The sequence below is a fragment of the Kitasatospora sp. DSM 101779 genome (genome assembly GCF_025655475.1).
In the GTDB taxonomy this organism is placed as follows: Bacteria; Actinomycetota; Actinomycetes; order Streptomycetales; family Streptomycetaceae; genus Kitasatospora.
Window position 1 is genome coordinate 2,690,896 of sequence record NZ_JAHTIK010000001.1, and the last position, 17,850, is coordinate 2,708,745.

13 protein-coding genes are annotated in these 17,850 nt (G+C 72.4%); 6 read left to right on the plus strand and 7 right to left on the minus strand.

What is annotated here, in order from left to right:
* A partial coding sequence (locus KSNIM_RS12470; protein WP_263103307.1) for a DUF4349 domain-containing protein occupies positions 1–987 on the plus strand: 987 nt, incomplete at its 5' end.
* 39 nt (positions 988–1,026) lie between these two features.
* Here KSNIM_RS12470 and hemE read toward each other — a convergent pair.
* On the minus strand, positions 1,027–2,073 hold the full coding sequence (gene hemE / locus KSNIM_RS12475) for a uroporphyrinogen decarboxylase (RefSeq protein WP_263107925.1): 1,047 nt from the start codon (positions 2,071–2,073) through the stop codon (positions 1,027–1,029).
* Positions 2,074–2,272: 199 nt separating this feature from the next.
* On the opposite strand from hemE, the gene KSNIM_RS12480 reads away from it, so the two are divergent.
* The 5 genes from KSNIM_RS12480 to KSNIM_RS12500 all read left to right on the plus strand — a co-directional run bounded on the left by KSNIM_RS12480 (position 2,273) and on the right by KSNIM_RS12500 (position 9,142).
* Positions 2,273–2,917 carry a DUF3000 domain-containing protein gene (locus tag KSNIM_RS12480; protein WP_263103308.1) on the plus strand — a complete coding sequence of 215 codons (645 nt, stop codon included), beginning with the start codon at positions 2,273–2,275 and terminating at the stop codon, positions 2,915–2,917.
* A 430-nt stretch (positions 2,918–3,347) separates the two neighbouring features.
* Positions 3,348–4,073, plus strand: coding sequence for a response regulator transcription factor (locus KSNIM_RS12485; protein ID WP_263103309.1), 726 nt, complete (start codon positions 3,348–3,350; stop codon positions 4,071–4,073).
* 196 nt (positions 4,074–4,269) lie between these two features.
* Complete coding sequence (locus KSNIM_RS12490; protein ID WP_263103310.1) at positions 4,270–5,505, plus strand: ribonuclease D; 1,236 nt, start codon at positions 4,270–4,272, stop codon at positions 5,503–5,505.
* Positions 5,506–5,795: 290 nt separating this feature from the next.
* Positions 5,796–7,013 (plus strand): thiolase family protein, encoded by a 1,218-nt coding sequence (locus KSNIM_RS12495; RefSeq protein WP_263103311.1) that lies wholly within the window; start codon positions 5,796–5,798, stop codon positions 7,011–7,013.
* A gap of 2 nt (positions 7,014–7,015) precedes the next feature.
* Positions 7,016–9,142, plus strand: a complete 2,127-nt coding sequence (locus KSNIM_RS12500; protein ID WP_263103312.1) for a 3-hydroxyacyl-CoA dehydrogenase NAD-binding domain-containing protein — start codon at positions 7,016–7,018, stop codon at positions 9,140–9,142.
* 166 nt (positions 9,143–9,308) lie between these two features.
* Here KSNIM_RS12500 and KSNIM_RS12505 read toward each other — a convergent pair whose 3' ends face one another.
* The 6 genes from KSNIM_RS12505 to KSNIM_RS12530 form a co-directional block, all read right to left on the minus strand.
* Positions 9,309–10,901: an ArnT family glycosyltransferase gene (locus KSNIM_RS12505; protein WP_411543695.1), complete on the minus strand. Its 1,593-nt coding sequence runs from the start codon at positions 10,899–10,901 to the stop codon at positions 9,309–9,311.
* 51 nt (positions 10,902–10,952) lie between these two features.
* Entirely contained in the window at positions 10,953–12,860 is a 1,908-nt protein-coding gene (gene dxs / locus KSNIM_RS12510; RefSeq protein ID WP_263103314.1) for a 1-deoxy-D-xylulose-5-phosphate synthase, read from the minus strand.
* Between the two features lie 183 nt (positions 12,861–13,043).
* Positions 13,044–14,336 carry a sugar ABC transporter permease gene (locus KSNIM_RS12515; RefSeq protein WP_263103315.1) on the minus strand — a complete coding sequence of 431 codons (1,293 nt, stop codon included), beginning with the start codon at positions 14,334–14,336 and terminating at the stop codon, positions 13,044–13,046.
* Entirely contained in the window at positions 14,333–15,121 is a 789-nt protein-coding gene (locus tag KSNIM_RS12520; protein WP_263103316.1) for an ATP-binding cassette domain-containing protein, read from the minus strand. Before KSNIM_RS12520 ends, KSNIM_RS12515 begins: the two co-directional genes overlap by 4 nt.
* A gap of 190 nt (positions 15,122–15,311) precedes the next feature.
* Entirely contained in the window at positions 15,312–16,406 is a 1,095-nt protein-coding gene (locus KSNIM_RS12525) for a sugar ABC transporter substrate-binding protein (protein WP_263103317.1), read from the minus strand.
* Between the two features lie 232 nt (positions 16,407–16,638).
* Complete coding sequence (locus KSNIM_RS12530) at positions 16,639–17,835, minus strand: ROK family transcriptional regulator (RefSeq protein ID WP_030266291.1); 1,197 nt, start codon at positions 17,833–17,835, stop codon at positions 16,639–16,641.
* Positions 17,836–17,850: the final 15 nt, after the last annotated feature.

The window sequence follows — 17,850 nt, forward strand, 5'->3', positions numbered from 1 at the left end:
GGGCCCGCGGCCGGGGCGGGGGCGGCGGACCGGCCGGCCGGGCAGCCGACCGCGGCGGGCACCGGCAACCCGTCCGGCGCCCCCGTCGGGAACGCCGCCGACCACCGCTACATCGCCTACTCCGGCCGCCTGCTGCTGCAGTTGAAGGCGGACGACAAGGGCGGCACCGCGGACGCGGTCCGCAGGACGGCCGTGGACACCGGCGGCTACGTCGGCAGCGAGTCGCTCTCCGACAGCGGCGGCGCGGAGGCCGGACGGCTGGTGCTGCGGGTGCCCTCGGCCCGCTACCAGCAGGCGATGGACCGGCTGGCCGGCCTCGGCACGGTGGTGTCCCGCAGCAGCGACGCGGACGACCTCACCGAGCAGGTGGTCGACACCGAGAGCCGGCTGAAGACCCAGCAGGCGTCGGTGGACCGGGTGCGGGCGCTGCTCGCGGACGCGAAGTCGCTCTCCGAGGTGGTGTCGCTGGAGAGCGAGCTGACCCGCCGGGAGGCGGACCTGGAGTCGCTGAAGCAGCGCCTCCAGGAGCTGGGTTCGCAGACCTCGCTCTCCACCATCACGGTGGAGCTGCGCCGGCCCGCCGATGCGCCGGTCGAGGAGAAGAAGCCGGAACGGGGGCTGTGGGCGGCGGTCGGGCACGCCTTCGCGGGCGGCTGGCACGCCCTGCTGCTGCTGGTGCGCGGACTGCTGGTGGCCCTGGCCGCGCTGGCGCCGTTCCTGGTGGTGCTGGCCCCCGGCGCCTGGCTGCTGCGCCGCGGTCTGAAGCGGCGGGCGGCGTCCAGGCCGGCGCGGCCGGTGCCGCCGGTGCCGGTCTGGGGTGTGCCGCGGCAGGCCGGTGCTCCGGTCCAGGCGCCCGCGCAGCCGCAGCACCCGCAGGCACGGCCTGCGGAGGCGCAGCGTCCCGCCGAGCCGCGGGCCGCTGCCGATCCGCAGGCGGACGCGGAGCCGGAGCGCCCGGCCGCTCCGCCGCAGGCGGACGGGGAGTGACGGGGCGGCGGGGCCGGGCGGCCGGCCCCGCCGGGCCGGTCAGCGGGCGCTGGCCTCGTGCACGAAGGCGACCAGGCGGGTCAGCGCGTCCGGGTCCATGGTCGGCATGACGCCGTGTCCGAGGTTGAAGATGTGGCCGCTGTCGCCGAGCGCGGCAGCGGCGTGCAGCACCTCGCGCGCCTTGGTCTCGACGACGCGGGTGGGGGCGTAGAGCACCGCCGGGTCGAGGTTGCCCTGCAGGCCCTTGTCGGGGCCGACCCGGTCGGCGGCGACGTTCAGCGGCACCCGCCAGTCGACGCCCACCACGTCCGCGCCGGCCTGGCCCATCAGCCCGAGGAGTTCACCGGTGCCGACGCCGAAGTGGATCCGCGGCACGCCGTAGTCGGCGACCGCCTCGAAGACCTTGGTGCTGGCGGGCATCACGGAACGGCGGTAGTCGTCCGGGGCGAGCGCGCCGACCCAGGAGTCGAAGAGCTGCACGGCGGAGGCGCCGGCCTCGATCTGGATCTTCAGGAAGGCGGAGGTGATCCCGGCCAGCCGGTCGACCAGGCCCGCCCAGAGCTCGGGCGCGCCGTACATCATGGCCTTGGTCTTCTCGTGGCTCTTCGACGGGCCGCCCTCGACCAGGTAGCTGGCCAGGGTGAACGGGGCACCGGCGAAGCCGATCAGCGGGGTGGTGCCGAGCTCGTCGACGAGCAGGCCGACCGCCTCGGTGATGTACGGCATGTCGTCCGGCTCCAGCGGGCGCAGCCGCTGCAGGTCCTCGACCGTGCGGATCGGGTCGGCGATCACCGGGCCGACGCCGGGCTTGATGTCCACGTCGATGCCGACGGCCTTGAGCGGCACCACGATGTCGCTGAAGAAGATCGCGGCGTCCACCTTGTGCCGGCGCACCGGCTGCAGCGTGATCTCCTTGACCAGCTCGGGCCGCATGCAGGACTCCAGCATCGGGATGCCCTCGCGCACCTTCAGGTACTCCGGCAGCGAGCGGCCCGCCTGCCGCATGAACCAGACCGGCGTGTGCGGCACCGGCTCGCGGCGGGCGGCGCGCAGGAAGACGGAGTCGTACGCGGCGCCGCGGCGCACGGTGGACTGCTGGTCGGTCTCGGCTGCGGGGCTCGCCGCGGGTGTCTCGCTCACGGGTCAAATCTTCGCACGCGCCGTACGCGCGGCGGCCACGGGCGCCTCGTAGGTTCGTCCGAGATGTCCGGCCGGTGGCGCTACGGCGCGCCGCACCGCGGGAAGTTGCTCGGATTGGGGCCGCGGGCGACCTAGGCTTCCCTCCATGGCAGCGGTCGGCGGACACCCCGCACAAGGTGGCGGAACGGACAAGGAGGCGGCGCCGATCGAGTTCCGCCGTGCGGTCGAGGCGCTCGCGGGCGCCCGGCTCCGGCCCGAGGTGCAGCTCTCCCCCGCGCCGGCGCCCCGACGGCTGGCACCGTTCGCGTGGGCGGTGACCGCCGCGGTCGAGGTGGACGGCGAGGAGCTCGCGGACGGCCGCCTGGTGCTGCTGCACGACCCCGCCGGGCAGTCCGCCTGGAACGGCGACTTCCGCGTGGTCACCATGACCCGCGCCGAGTTGGAGCCCGAGATCGCCGGCGACCCGATGCTCGGCGAGGTCGGCTGGGCCTGGCTGATGGACGCGCTGCAGGCGCACGGGGCCGGGTACGCGGAGCCGGGCGGCACGGTGACCCGCTGCGCCTCGCACTACTTCGGCGCGCTGGCCGAGCGGCAGGCGTCGACCGAGATCGAGGTGCGGGCGTCCTGGACGCCGGCCGACAAGCGGTTCGAGCGCCACCTCGCGGCCTGGGGCGACCTGCTGTGCATCTGCGCCGGCCTGCCGCCGACCGCGGGGGCGCCGATGCCGGACGCCCCGTCACTCGGCGGCGTGGTGCCGATGCCCGCCCGGCGCCGGCCGCGCCCGCACTGAGACTCCGCCCCGCGCCGAGACCCCGTCCGCAACCGGGGGTCCGTCCGCCCGCCGGGGGTCCGTCCGCACGGCGGCCCGTCGGCGGGCCGGCCTCTGCCGTTCCCGGGCCGCTGCCCTTCCGGGGGACGCCCCGGACGGCCCGGCGCAGCGCCACCCCCAGGGCTGATGGAGTGTGACTTCCGTCCCGGTCTGTGTCAATTACTCGGTTGAAATTGATCATTTCGATCCGATTGCGATCGAATCCGTACGATTCCAGGGCATGTCGTATCAGTCACCTGCGCGATTTGTCCGTATTGTTACTCACTAGATCGTGATCTTTCGCTAAAGCCGGGCACGGATGATGCCGAAGGTGTCAGTGACCCTTTCCGAACGCGGAACACTCCGACCGCCCCCATCGGGGTTCCGTCCGCCACTCCCCACAGGAGGCCTGGTGTCGGTCCTTCTCGAGCACCCCGCACACGTGGCCGCGTACCGTCCGACGAAGCCCACCGCCATGGTGGTCATCGCCGACCCGCGCGTCCGAAACACCGTCACCCGGCACCTGTGGGCCCTGGGTGTGCGCGACGTGATCGAGGTCTCCTCGATCGCCGAGGCACGCCCGCGGGTCGCCACCCCGCGCGACATCTGCATCGCCGACGTGCACCTCCCGGACGGCTCCGGGCTCACCATCCTGGCCGAGACCCGCGCCGCGGGCTGGCCCAACGGCCTCGCGCTCTCCGCGGCCGACGACATCGGGGCCGTCCGCTCCGCGCTCGCCGGCGGCGTCAAGGGCTACGTGGTCACCGGCACCCGCACCAACCTCGCCATGCCCGGCCGCCCCGGCCTGCCGCTCGGCGCCGCCCACCTGGCCGGCCGGATGCGCCGGCCCGGCATGCCGGGAGTCCCCGGCGCCCCCGGAGCCGCGGGGGCGCCCGGAGCCCCCGGCGCGCCGGGTGCCCCCGGTGCGCAGCCCACCGCCTACCGGGAGCTGTCGGGCCGTGAGGTCGAGGTGCTGAGGCTGGTGGCGGAGGGCCAGTCCAACAAGGCGATCGGTGTGGCGATGGGCCTGTCCGCGCTGACCGTCAAGAGCCACCTCGCGCGGATCGCCCGCAAGCTGGGCACCGGCGACCGGGCCGGCATGGTCGCGGTCGCCCTGCGCACCGGCATCATCCACTGACGCCCGGACCGGCCCGGCCCCCGCGCGGGCCGGCTCCGGCGCACCGTCCGGCGGGGTGCACGACCCGGTCCGGAGCAGGTGGCGGACCCGCCCGGGGCGGATGGCCGCCCGGCCACGGGCCGGGGGCATATGTCCGAACGCGGTCTGACCAGTCCGACAACACTCCCGGCCCCGTACGCCGTCGTACCCTTGGGGGGTGACCGACGCCGTAGCAGCCATCCCAGAAGAGACAGCCCCGGTCCCGCTCCTCGAACCGCGGGAGGGGCTGCCACCCGTCGTCGCCGACGAGCGGGCGCTCGCGGCCACGGTCGCGGCCTTCGCCGCCGGGACGGGGCCGGTCGCCGTCGACGCCGAGCGCGCCTCCGGCTACCGCTACGGCCAGCGGGCCTACCTCATCCAGCTCCGCAGGGCGGGCGCGGGCACCGCACTGATCGACCCGATCGCCTGCCCCGACCTGCACGCCCTCGGCGCGGCCCTCGCCGACGCCGAATGGGTGGTGCACGCAGCCACCCAGGACCTGCCGTGCCTCGGCGAGGTCGGCATGCGCCCGCAGTCGCTGTTCGACACCGAGCTGGCCGGGCGGCTCGCCGGCTTCCCCCGCGTGGGCCTCGGCCCGATGACCGAGAGCGTCCTCGGCCTCTCCCTGGCCAAGGAGCACTCCGCCGTCGATTGGTCCACCCGCCCGCTGCCCGAGCCCTGGCTGCGCTACGCCGCTCTGGACGTCGAGGTGCTGGTCGAGCTGCGCGACGCACTCGAGCAGGAGCTGGACGCCCAGGGCAAGCTCGAATGGGCGCTGCAGGAGTTCGCGGCGCTCGCCGCCGCACCGCTGCCCAGCCCGCGGGTCGACCCCTGGCGGCGCACCTCCCAGCTGCACAAGGTCCGGCGCCGCCGCCAGCTCGCCGCCGTCCGCGAGCTCTGGCAGACCCGCGACCGGATGGCCCGCGAGCGCGACGTGTCCCCCGGCCGGGTGCTGCCCGACGCCGCCATCGTCAACGCCGCCCTCGCCATGCCCACCAACGCCGCCGGCCTGGTCGCCGTGCAGGGCTTCGGCCCGCGGGTGAACCGGCGCCAGGTCGACCAGTGGCTCGCCGCGCTGCAGCGGGCCCGCGAGCTGCCCGAGTCGCAGCTGCCCGCCGCGACGGCACCGCACGACGGGCCGCCCCCGCCGCGGGCGTGGGCGGACAAGGACCCGGTCGCGGCGGCGCGGCTGAGTGCGGCGCGGGCCGCGGTGTCGGCGATCGCCGAGGAGAAGCACCTGCCGGCGGAGAACCTGATCACGCCGGACCTCGTGCGACGGGTCTGCTGGGAGCCTCCGGCGGTGTCCGACGCCGAGAACATCGCCGCCTCCCTGCGCCGGCTCGGCGCCCGCCAGTGGCAGACCGACCTGGTCGCCCCGGCCCTGGTGACCGCCTTCGACCAGGCCGCGAGCTAGGGCACGGCCCGCAGACACGGGCAACCCAAATCAGGGGCGCGTGGGGGCACCTCCCGGCCGAAGGCTGGAAGGTGCCCCCACGCGCCCCTGTTCTCACTTCGCCGCACACGCACCCGCTCCCCTGTTCCCGCTCCGCCCGGCCGGTGTGCTGGGCGACACACCCCGTCCGGGGGGTGTGGCCCCTGGGCAAGTTAGTTACCGACGGGTAGCATGACTGTGAAGCAGCGCCGCTCCACCCGTGAGCCGTGCGGTCTGCGCTTAACGTCATGTCCCCTGGGAGGAGAGCCCCCGTGCCTCGTACCGCGAGGGACGTCGTCTTCGTCGACGGCGTCCGCACCCCGTTCGGCAAGGCAGGCCCGAAGGGCATCTACCACGAGACCCGCGCGGACGACCTTGTCGTCAAGTGCATCCGTGAGCTGGTGCGCCGCAACCCGAACCTGCCCGTCGAGCGCATCGACGAGGTCGCCATCGCCGCGACCACGCAGATCGGCGACCAGGGCCTGACCATCGGCCGCACCGCCGGCCTGCTCGCCGGCCTGCCGAAGTCCGTCCCCGGCTACGCCATCGACCGCATGTGTGCCGGCGCGATGACCGCCGTGACCACCACCGCGGGCGGCATCGCCTTCGGCGCGTACGACATCGTCGTCGCCGGCGGCGTCGAGCACATGGGCCGCCACCCGATGGGCGAGGGCGTGGACCCGAACCCGCGCTTCGTGTCGGAGAAGCTGGTCGACGAGTCCGCGCTGTTCATGGGCATGACCGCGGAGAACCTGCACGACCGCCTCCCGCACATCACCAAGGAGCGCTGCGACGCCTACGCCGTGCGCTCCCAGGAGAAGGCTGCCAAGGCGTACGCCAACGGCGACATCCAGCCGGACCTGGTGCCGATCGCGATCCGCAACACCAACCCCGAGGTCGGCGAGACCGGCTGGGGCCTGGCGACGACGGACGAGCCGATGCGCCCCGGCACCACCATGGAGTCGCTGGCGAACCTCAAGACCCCGTTCCGCCCGCACGGCAACATCACCGCGGGCAACGCGGCCGGCCTGAACGACGGCGCCACCGCCTCGCTGCTGGCCGCCGAGGACGTCGCCGAGGAGCTCGGCCTCCCGATCAAGATGCGCCTGGTCTCCTACGCCTTCGCCGGCGTGGAGCCCGAGGTCATGGGCATCGGCCCCGTCCCGGCGACCGAGAAGGCGCTGGCCAAGGCCGGTCTGGGCATCGACGACATCGGCGCCTTCGAGATCAACGAGGCCTTCGCCGTCCAGGTGCTCTCGCTGCTCGACCACTACGGCATCGCCGACGACGACGAGCGCGTCAACCCGTACGGCGGCGCGATCGCCTTCGGCCACCCGCTGGCCTCCACCGGCGTCCGCCTGATGACCCAGCTGGCGCGCCGCTTCGAGCAGCGCCCCGACGTCCGCTACGGCCTGACCACCATGTGCATCGGCTTCGGCATGGGCGGCACGGTCATCTGGGAGAACCCGCACTTCGAGGGGAACAAGTGACCGTGAGCACCACCGAGCTGCTGAAGCGCGCCGCCGAGCTGTTCCCCGGCGAGGTCGTCACCACCGCGCACGTCCGCCACCTCGACCTGCCGCAGCAGGCCGGCAAGCTGGCGCTGATCACCCTGGACAACGGCTTCGACCACACCAAGCCGACCACCTTCGGCCCGGGCTCGCTCGCGAAGCTCTCCGAGGCGCTGGACCAGGTCGAGGCCGAGGCCGCCGAGGGCAAGATCGCGGCCGTGGCCATCACCGGCAAGCCGTTCATCTTCGCGGTCGGCGCCGACCTCAAGGGCGTCGAGGTGCTCAAGGAGCACAGCGACGCGCTGGCCATCGGCAAGGGCGGCCACGACGTCTTCAAGCGGATCGCCGCACTGCCCGTCCCCACCTTCGCCTACTACAACGGCGCGGCGATGGGCGGCGGCGTCGAGGTCGGCCTGCACTGCACCTACCGCACCGTGAGCTCCGGCATCCCGGCGTTCTCGCTGCCGGAGGTCTTCCTGGGCCTCGTCCCGGGCTGGGGCGGCTGCACCATCCTGCCGAACCTGATCGGCCCGGCGAAGGCCGTCAAGGTCATCGTCGAGAACTCGATGAGCCAGAACAAGCAGCTCAAGGGCAAGGAGGTGTTCGAGCTCGGCATCGCGGACGCGATCTTCGAGCCGGCCGACTTCCTGGAGCAGTCGCTGCACTGGACGGCCTCCGTGCTCACCGGCGCGACCGTCGTCGAGCGCGAGGAGATCGACCGCGGCAAGGCCTGGGACGACGCCGTCGCCTGGGGCCGCCTGGTCGCCGACGGCAAGGTGCACGGCGCCGCGCCGGCCGCCTACAAGGCGCTGGACATCATCCAGCAGGTCAAGGACGGCGACCTTCAGGCCGGCTTCGACGCCGAGGACGTGGCGCTGGCCGACCTGATCATGGGCGGCGAGCTGCGTGCCGGCCTCTACGCCTTCAACCTGGTGCAGCGCAGGGCCAAGCGCCCCTTCGGTGCGCCGGACAAGTCGCTGGCCCGCCCGGTCAGCAAGGTCGGCGTCGTCGGCGCGGGCCTGATGGCCTCGCAGCTGGCGCTGCTGTTCGCCCGCCGCCTCGAGGTGCCGGTCGTGCTGACCGACATCGACCAGGAGCGCATCGACAAGGGCGTGGGCTACGTCCACGGCGAGATCGACAAGCTGCTCGCCAAGGGCCGGATCAACGGCGACAAGGCCAACAAGCTCAAGGGCCTGGTCTCCGGCCACCTGGACAAGGCGGTCGCCTTCGGCGACGCGGACTTCGTGATCGAGGCCGTGTTCGAGGAGATGGGCGTCAAGCAGAACGTCTTCGCCGAGCTGGAGGCCGTGGTCTCGCCGACCACCATCCTGGCGACCAACACCTCCTCGCTGTCGATCACCGAGATGGCCTCGAAGCTGCAGCACCCGGAGCGGGTCGTCGGCTTCCACTTCTTCAACCCGGTCGCGATCCTCCCGCTGCTGGAGATCGTCCGCGCCGAGAAGACCGACGACGCCTCGCTGGCCACCGCCTTCGGCGTCGCCCGCAAGCTGAAGAAGACGGCCGTCCTGACCAAGGACGCCCCGGCGTTCGTGGTGAACCGGATCCTGCTCCGCTTCATGGACGCGATCCAGGGCGCCATCGACGAGGGCACCCCGATCGAGACCGTCGAGAGGGCCGTGCTGCCGCTCGGCCTGCCGATGTCCCCGATCGTCCTGCTGGAGCTGGTCGGCCCGGCCATCGCCCTGCACGTCTCGGAGACCCTGGCCGCCGCCTTCCCGGACCGGTACACCGTCTCGGAGAACCTCACCAAGCTGGTCAAGGCCGGCAAGCGCGGGTTCTACGTCTGGCAGGACGGCCAGCAGGTCCTCGACCCCGAGGTCCTCGCGCTGCTGTCCTTCGGCGACACCGTGCTGACCGAGGAGCAGGTCCTCGCCCGCGCCCTGGAGGCCGTGGCGCAGGAGATCGGCCTGATGCTGGACGAGGGCGTCGTCGGCGAGGCGCAGGACATCGACCTGTGCATGATCACCGGCGCGGGCTGGCCCTTCCACCTGGGCGGCATCACGCCGTACCTGGACCGCGAGGGCGTCGCGGAGCGCGTGAACGGCAAGCGCTTCCTCGCCCAGGGCGTGGCCTCCGTCCCGGCCTGAGCCCCGTAGCACCACGAAGGCCCCCCGCCACCCGGCGGGGGGCCTTCGCGCGTCCTGGAGGGCCGCTGCGGCCGCCTCCGGGCCGCCGGACAGGGGTGGGCCGGTCGCAGCGCACGCAGGCCCCCGTGCCGGCGCCCCGGGCGGTCCGTTGCCCCGGCGGTGGGGGCTACCGCTTCTTGAGGCGGTAGATGACGGTGTCGCCGGTGACGCCGACGACCTCGTAGTGGGTGTCGAGGAGGCTCTCGATGCGGGGGATCAGCAGCGGCTGGTAGGGGGCGGTGCCGGAGTCGTCGACGACGATCTCGGGCAGGCCCTTGGCGGCCAGCTCCTCGTCGAAGGTCTGCCAGGCCTCGCTGACGCTGTACTGCTCGCCGACCTTCTGGCCGTCCTTGCCGCCGCTGAAGTTGGTCAGGAAGCCGGCCGTCAGGTAGCGGCTGGCGGGGCGGCGGTCGGCCAGCCAGTACAGCTCGGGGTGCATGCCCCAGACCAGCACGGTGTCCTTGGGGGTGGTCTGCTTGGCGACCGCGGTGGCGACCTCGGTGGTCTGGGTGAGCTTCTGGCCCGGCCAGAACACCGCGAGGCCCCAGAAGAAGGTGCAGGCGACCGCCGAGTAGGTGAGCACCGGCCGCCAGCGCACCGCCGAGGTGGAGACCGCGCCGACGCCGAGCAGCACCAGCGACGGCATCAGCTGCAGGTAGTAGTGGCCGAAGAAGTGGAAGCCCACGCTGACCGCGATCGCCGAGGACAGCAGCCATACCCACAGGTCGGTGGTGGAGCCGTGCTCCTCGCCCGCGCCCGGGACGCTGCGGCGGCCGCGCCGCAGCCACAGCCGGTACCCGATCGGCACCACGAAGCCGAGGCCGGCGGCGAGCAGGATCGCGGAGTTGCCGAGCGCCCGGCCGGTCATCTGCAGCCAGGCGCCGCCGAGCGAGGCGTAGTCCCCGCTGCCGGTGACCACCCAGAACAGGAACCCCTTGGGCTTGGTGAGGATCAGCGCGACCAGCGCTATCGGCAGCGCGAAGCCGAAGCCGATGGCGGCCAGCACCGGGGGCCAGCGCACCCCGCGCCGGCGGGCGTCCTGCAGCAGCATCCACAGCACCGGCAGCAGGACGGCGCCGCCGGTCTGCTTGGTCAGCGAGCAGACCGCCACCGCGATGCCCGCGGCCAGCCAGCGGCGCCGCTCGGCGTACCGGAAGGCGGCGACCATCGCGGGCAGCATGAAGACCTCGAAGGTCGCCGCCTGGGTGTCCTCCGGCGACAGGCCGATGGACAGCAGCAGATAGAGCACGCCGGCCGCGCCGCCGGCCCGGTTGCCCCAGCGCCCGCGGGCGATGGAGGCCAGCAGCACGGCGGTGACCAGGTGGGCGACGATCGCCAGGCTGCGCAGCGGCCAGAGCGAGCCGGAGCCGAACAGCGCGAAGCAGGCCTGGTAGAGCCAGGGCAGCAGCGGCGGCTTGCGGTCGACGACGGTGTCGTAGAGCACCCCGCCGTCGGCCAGCATGCGGGCCTGGGTGGCGAGGTAGCCCTCGTCGGGGCTCCACACCGGCCGCAGGAAGGACGGGATGTGGGTGGCCACCGCGAGCAGCGCCAGCACCGGCACCAGCCTCGTCCAGTAGCCCGTCCGGACCTGCTCGCGGAGGCGGGCGGTCACGGCGGGGCGGCTGGAGGTCGGTGTGGGCACGGGTGACAACCTACCGGGCGCCCGTGTCGGCGGGCGCGCTGGCCCGGGATCGCGCCCGATCTGCCCGGTTCCGGGCATGCCGGAGCCCCGGGTGCAGCGGCACCCGGGGCTCCGACGGACGGGCGGCGGTCAGGCCTGGACGGGCTGGGCGTCGAGGCGCGCCACCAGGGCGGTCACCTGGCGGGCGACGTCCGGGGCGGTGAGGCCGATCTCGGCGAGGATCTCCTCGCGCTTGGCGTGGTCGAGGAACTCCTGCGGGATGCCGAAGTCGCGCAGCGGCAGGTCGACGTCGGCGTCGCGCAGGGCCTGCGCGATCGCGGAGCCGACGCCGCCGACGCGGCCGTTGTCCTCGACGGTGACGACGACGCGGTGCTCGGCGGCGAGGCCGGGCAGGGCCTTGTCGACCGGCTTGACCCAGCGCGGGTCGACGACGGTGGAGGTGATGCCCTGGGCGTCGAGCAGCTCGGCGGCCTCCAGGCAGAGCGGGGCCATCGCGCCGACCGAGACGATGAGCACGTCGGCGCGCCTGTCGCCGCCGCTCTCGCCGCTCTCGCGGAGCACGTCCATACCGCCGACCTTGCCGACCGCGGGGACGGCGGGGCCGACACTGCCCTTGGAGTAGCGGACGACGGTGGGCGCGTCCGGCACCTCGACGGCCTCGCGGAGCTGCGCGCGGACCTGGTCGGCGTCGCGCGGGGCGGCGAGCCGCAGGCCCGGGACGGTCTGCAGGATCGACATGTCCCACATGCCGTTGTGGGAGGCGCCGTCGGTGCCGGTGACGCCGGCCCGGTCGAGGACGAAGGTGACGCCCAGCTTGTGCAGGGCGACGTCCATCAGGACCTGGTCGTACGCGCGGTTCAGGAAGGTCGCGTAGACGGCGACGACCGGGTGCAGGCCGTTGGTGGCCAGGCCCGCGGCGGAGACGGCCGCGTGCTGCTCGGCGATGCCGACGTCGAAGATGCGGTCCGGGTAGGCCTTGGCGAAGGGGGCCAGGCCGACCGGGTGGAGCATGGCGGCGGTGATCGCCACGATGTCCTTGCGCTCGCGGCCGAGGGCGACCATCTCCTCGCCGAAGACGGACGTCCAGTCCTTGCCGGAGGACTTCACCGGCAGGCCGGTGTCGGGGTGGATGACGCCGACCGCGTGGAAGCGGTCCTCGTCGTTGTTCTCGGCGGCGTGGTAGCCGCGGCCCTTCTCGGTGATGCAGTGCACGATGACCGGGCCGCCGAAGCCGCGGGCCTTGGTGAACGCGGACTCCAGCGCCACCAGGTCGTGGCCGTCGATCGGGCCGATGTACTTGAGGCCGAGGTCCTCGAACATGCCCTGCGGGGCGATGAAGTCCTTCAGGCCCTTCTTCGCGCCGTGCAGGGTGTCGAACATCGCCTGGCCGACGACGGGGGTGCGCTGCAGCGCGTCCTTGCCCCAGGAGAGGAACCGCTCGTACCCCTGGGTGGTGCGCAGGGTGGCGAGGTGGTTGGCCAGGCCGCCGATGGTCGGGGAGTAGGAGCGCTCGTTGTCGTTGACGACGATAACGACCGGCAGGTCCTTCGCGTCGGCGATGTTGTTGAGCGCCTCCCAGGCCATGCCGCCGGTGAGCGCGCCGTCGCCGATGACGGCGACGACCGGGCGGTCCTTGTGGCCCTGGATCTTGTTGGCCTTGGCGAGGCCGTCGGCGTAGCCGAGCACGGTCGAGGCGTGCGAGTTCTCGATCACGTCGTGCTCGGACTCGGCGCGCGACGGGTAGCCGGACAGGCCGCCCTTCATCTTCAGCCGGGAGAAGTCCTGGCGGCCGGTGAGCAGCTTGTGGACGTAGCTCTGGTGGCCGGTGTCGAAGAGGATCCGGTCGCGCGGCGAGTCGAAGACCCGGTGCATCGCGATGGTGAGCTCCACCACGCCCAGGTTCGGGCCGAGGTGGCCGCCGGTCTTCGAGACCTCTTCGACCAGGAAGCCACGGATCTCCTCGGCCAGGTCGGCCAGCTGCGCCGGGGTGAGCCGGTCGAGATCGCGCGGTCCCCTAATGCGGGTCAGCAGGGCCACCCGTTCCTCCTCGTTCACTGTTCCCAGACCTCTCTGTCCGGCCTGGCCGGGCTTCCCCGACTGCAAGAGTCTAATGTCCGGCTGGCGGACACCATGCGGCGCATGGGGGCTCCGGTTACACATGACGGGGCCCGGCACCCGATCGGTTCGGGTGCCGGGCCTCACACTGCTCCGGGCGTGTCGTCAGCCCCGGCCGCTGGACTTCTGGGTCCGGCGGGAGACGGAGTCGAGCACGACGGCGCCGAGCAGCACCGCGCCGGTGATCATGTACTGGATCGCCTGGTTCACGTGGACCAGGTCGAGGCCGGTGATGATCGACTGGATGACCAGGATGCCGAGCAGGGCGGACCAGGTCTTGCCGCGGCCGCCGAAGAGGCTGGTGCCGCCGATGACGGCCGCCGCGATGGAGTTCATCAGGACGTTGCCGCTGCCGAGCAGCTTGTCCGCGGAGCCCTGCTGGGAGGCGATGAAGAGGCCGCCCAGGGCCGCCATGCCGGCCGAGATCATGAAGACCGAGATCCGGACCCAGGCCACGTTGATGCCGGCCCGGCGGGCCGCCTCGACGCTGCCGCCGACCGCGAAGATCTGCCGGCCGTAGGAGGTGCGGCGGAGCACGAAGTCGGTGATGACGACGATCGACAGGAAGATCACCAGGGGCAGCGGCAGACCGCGGTCCTGGTTCAGCATGTAGGCGGCGACCAGGCCGATGACGGCGAGCACACCGGTGCGCAGGGCGATCTCGCTCATCGGGCGGGCCGGCAGGCCGGCGTCGCCGCGGCGCTTGGCGTCCAGGAACTGGCCGGCGCCGAAGAGGGCGATGCCGAGGATCGCGAAGCCCCAGGTGAAGGCGACGTCGCCGTCACCGAGGAAGTAGGTGTCCAGGTTGGCGAGGACGCCGTCGTTCAGGACGTTGACGGTGCCCTTGTCGCCGAGGACGTACATCTGCAGACCGCTCCAGGCGAGCAGGCCTGCCAGGGTGACGACGAAGGCGGGGACGCCGATCTTGGCGAAGAAGAAGCCGTGCAGGGCGCCGATCGCGACGGCGGCCGCGATGGCGATCAGGCAGGCGAGCCACTCGTTGAGGCCGGAGCGCACCGAGAGGACGGCGGCTATCGCGGCGGAGACGCCGGCGATCGAGCCGAGCGAGAGGTCGATCTCACCGAGCAGCAGCACGAAGACGATGCCGACGGCGATGAGGCCGGGGCCGGCGACCCACTTGGTGATGTTGGTGAGGTTGTCGGCGTTCAGGAAGTCGCCGGTGATGCCCTGGAAGATGGCGCCGATCAGGATCAGGCCGAGCACGACCGGGACGGAGCCCAGGTCGCCGCTCTTCATCTTGCGCTTGAACTCGGCGATGTAGCCGGCGAAGCCCGCCTCGCGGACGAGGAGGCGCGGGTCGACCGCCGGGGCGGCGGCCGGGGCGGCGGGCTCGGGAGCCTGCTCCGCGGCCTCGTTGGTGGTCTGGTCGGTCGTCACTTCGCTTCCTCCGCGAGACGTGCCTGACGCCGGGTCACGGCGTTCTCGGTGGCGCCGGTGATGGCGGAGATGATCTCCTCGTGCGAGGTGCCGGCCACCTCGAAGACGCCGTTGTTGCGGCCCAGGCGGAGCACCGCGACGGTGTCCGCGACGGCCTTGACGTCGGCCATGTTGTGGCTGATCAGGATCACGCCGAGGCCGCGGTCGCGCAGGCGCTCGACCAGGTCGAGGACCTGGGCGGTCTGCTCGACGCCGAGGGCGGCGGTGGGCTCGTCCAGGATCACGATCTTGGGGTCGCCGACCAGGGCGCGGGCGATCGCGACGACCTGGCGCTGGCCGCCGGAGAGGGCGGCGATCGGGATGCGGACGCTGGGGATGCGGATCGACAGGGTGTCGAGCAGTTCCTTGGCGCGCTTCTCCATGGCGACCTCGTCGAGCGCGCCGAAGCGACGCAGCTCGCGGCCGAGGAAGAGGTTGCCGACCACGTCGAGGTTGTCGCAGAGCGCGAGGTCCTGGTAGACGGTGGCGACGCCGAGGGCCTGGGCGTCGTGCGGCCGGTTGATCGCGACCTTGCTGCCCTCCCACTCGATCGCGCCCTCGTCGATGGGGTGCACGCCGGCGATCGTCTTCACCAGCGTCGACTTGCCTGCACCGTTGTCGCCCACCAGGGCGACGACCTCGCCGGCGTGGACCTCCAGGTGCACATCGGTGAGCGCCTGAACGGCACCGAAGCGCTTGGAGACACCGCGCAACGCCAGTACGGGTGCGCCTGTCACGTGAACCATCTCCTTCGTTCCGTGCCAGCCCCCGGACTTGGGCATGACACGGCCTGCCGCGCGCCGACCCGGGCGCGAAGGTTAGTGCGAGAAAAGGGGTGGGGACCGGCCGGCCCGGGTGGGGCCCCGTCACGAGGGGTGGAGGCCGGCCTCGCAGCAGGGTGGGCGCTCCCGCCGGGGAGCGCCCACCCGGGTGGACTTACTGCAGGCCCGCGGCCTTGCAGCCCTCGGCGTAGGCGCCGGTGCAGATGTCGGCGGCGGTGTACAGCTTGTCGGCGATCACGGTGTCCTTGATGTTGGCCTTGGTGACGACCTTCGGGTCGAGCAGCTTGGCCGGGATGCCCTTGTTGGTGTCGCTGTCGATGCTGGCGGCGGCGATCGACTTGACGTCCTTGCCCTGGAGCAGGGCGACGGCGAGCTCGGCGGCCGAGTCGGCCAGCGGCTTGTACGCCTTGTAGATGGTGTACGACTGCTCGCCGCTGACGAGGCGCTGGATGGCGTCGAGGCCCGCGTCCTGGCCGCCGACCGGGACGTTGATGCCCGCGGACTTCAGCTGGGTGATGATCGCGGCGGCCATGCCGTCGTTGGCCGAGTAGACGGCCTGGAAGCCGTCCTTGCCGAGCTGGGTGATCGCGGCGCCGATCTTCTGGCCGGCCACGGTGGGCTTCCACTCACCGGACTGCTCGTAGACGACCTTCTTGACCTTGCCGTCGAGGACCTTGTGCGCACCGGACTTGAACTTGCCGGCGTTCGGGTCGGCGTCGTCACCGTTGATCATGACGATGTTGGACTCGGCGGCCTTGGCGCCCAGGGCGTCCAGCAGGGCCTGGCCCTGCAGCTCGCCGACCTTCTCGTTGTCGAAGGAGACGTAGGCGGAGACCGGGCCGGTGGCCAGGCGGTCGTACGCGATGACCTTGACGCCCTTGTCGGCCGCCTCCTTCACCCAGGACTGGGTGGAGGCCGCGTCGAACGCGTCCAGGATGATCACCTTGACGCCCTGGGCGATCAGGGTGTCGAACTGCTGCTTCTGCTTGGCGGCCGAGCCCTCGGCGTTGCTGTACTTGACGGTGCAGTCGCCGCACAGCTCCTTGACCTTGGCCTCGATGAACGGCTTGTCGAAGGACTCGTAGCGGACGGAGGACGCGTTCTCCGGGAGCAGCAGGCCGATCGACTTGCTGTCGCCGCCCTTGGCGTCGTCCTTCTTGTCGCTGCCCGCCTTGCCACAGGCGGCCATGGAGAGGGCCATCGAAACAGCAGCGGTGCCGATGACAGCGCGACGCATCATTGCGTTCATGGTGGGGGTGCCTCCCTGACAGTGCCGCAACCTTGCGGCGAGGTTGAGTGGAGTCAACCCGGCCCGCACCTTGTCGTCAATAAGTAAAACCGCAACTGCGGTGATCCGAACCCTTTCGTTATCTTCCTGAAGGCGAAGCCGAGATCAAACGACCTCGGCCCCCGCCTGCCGGAACAGGTCGGGGGCCGATCGGCGCAGCTCAGAGGGGGCTCAGAGGCTGCTCGCGGGCCACTCAGGCACTGGACGCGGACGCCAGCCCGGTGTGCCGGATCGCGCCCGATTCACCCATCTCGCTCATCACCAGGGCCAGCGCGCCGAGCACCTCCGCGCGGCCGCCGAGCGTGCCCGGGACGACCGAGAGCTGCCGCGCAGCGCTCGGGATCGCGTACCGCGCCACCGAGTCCCGGATCGGGGAAAGCACCAGCTCACCGGCCTCCGCGAGCTCGCCGCCGAGGATCACCCGACGCGGGTTCAGCAGGTTGCACAGGGTGGCGACGCCCGAGCCGATCTGCCGTCCGGCGTCCGCGATGACCCGCCGGCAGCCGAGGTCGCCCTGCTGCGCCAGCTGCACCACCTTCGTCAGCGTCAACTCACCGGGGTGGCTCGCGTTCAAGAGGTTGAGCAGGTAGCGCGAGCCGACGAAGGTCTCCAGGCAGCCGCGGTTGCCGCACCGGCAGACCGGTCCGGCCTCGTCCAGCGTGATGTGCCCGATCTCGCCGGCGGTGCCGCCGGGGCCCCGGTAGATCTGCCCGTTGATGACCAGTCCGGAGCCCACGCCGCTGGCCACCTTGATGTACGCGAGGTCGCTCAGGCCGCGGCCCGCACCCCACACCAACTCGCCCAGCGCGCCCAGGTTGGCGTCGTTGTCGACGTACACCTGCATGCCCAGGCGCTGGGAGAGCTCCCGGCCCGGGTTGACGCCCGTCCAGCCCGGCAGGATCGCCGTCGAGCCGAGCGCGCCGGTCTCCACGTCGATCGGGCCGGGCACGCCCAGACCCACGCCGATCACCTTGTCCGGCCGGAACCCGGCCTGCGACAGCAGCCGCCCGACCAGCGTCTCGGCCCGGTCGAAGCCCTGCTGCGCCGACACGTCGGTGTCGATCGGCTCGCTCTCCTCGGCCAGCACACGGTGCGCCAGATTGCCCACCGCGACCCGCAGATGGGTGTGGCCGAAGTCGACGCCGACCACGATCCCGGCGTCCCCGCTGAGCGAGACGCTGCGCGCCCGTCTGCCACCCGAGGAGGTGTCGGCCACCACGACGGTGCCGCTCTCCTTCAGCTCGCGGACGATGTTGGACACCGTGGCCGCCGACAGCCCCGTGGACCTGGCGATCTCGGCCTGGGTGAGCGAGCCGGCCATCCGCACGGCCCGCAGCACCCTCTCGAGGTTCGCCCGGTGCAGCGACGACTGCGATCCCGGCGTGTCCATCGACATGATTCACCC

Coding starts and splice junctions, on each gene's coding strand:
- KSNIM_RS12480 (WP_263103308.1), top strand. CDS start 2,273: ATGGCAGCGGTCGGCGGACACCCCGCACAAGGTGGCGGAACGGACAAG.
- KSNIM_RS12505 (WP_411543695.1), bottom strand. CDS start 10,901: ATGCCCGGAACCGGGCAGATCGGGCGCGATCCCGGGCCAGCGCGCCCG.
- KSNIM_RS12520 (WP_263103316.1), bottom strand. CDS start 15,121: ATGGTTCACGTGACAGGCGCACCCGTACTGGCGTTGCGCGGTGTCTCC.
- KSNIM_RS12525 (WP_263103317.1), bottom strand. CDS start 16,406: ATGAACGCAATGATGCGTCGCGCTGTCATCGGCACCGCTGCTGTTTCG.
- KSNIM_RS12530 (WP_030266291.1), bottom strand. CDS start 17,835: ATGGACACGCCGGGATCGCAGTCGTCGCTGCACCGGGCGAACCTCGAG.